Consider the following 218-nt stretch of genomic DNA (forward strand, 5'->3'; position numbering starts at 1 on the left):
GTACTCAGGATATTTCACAACTGCGTGCCTTGCAGGATTGGTTTCTTAAATTTGAGCTGAAAACCGTCGCCAATGTGGCAGAGGTCGCGACTGTTGGCGGCATGGTGCGCCAATATCAGGTGGTGGTCGATCCGGACAAATTAGCGGCTTATCGCATACCGCTCTCCCGCGTGATTGAGGCTATCAATAATGGTAATCAAGAGACCGGCGGTGCGGTG

Annotated in this window: 1 protein-coding gene; it reads left to right on the plus strand. The window is 52.3% G+C overall.

Annotation, left to right across the window (positions count from 1 at the left end; genetic code table 11):
• Positions 1-218, plus strand: a 218-nt coding sequence (locus B3182_RS00005) for an efflux RND transporter permease subunit (RefSeq protein ID WP_292751055.1), incomplete at both ends; no start/stop codon positions are given.

The sequence above is a fragment of the Methylophaga sp. UBA4204 genome (genome assembly GCF_002379485.1).
GTDB lineage: Bacteria > Pseudomonadota > Gammaproteobacteria > Nitrosococcales > Methylophagaceae > Methylophaga.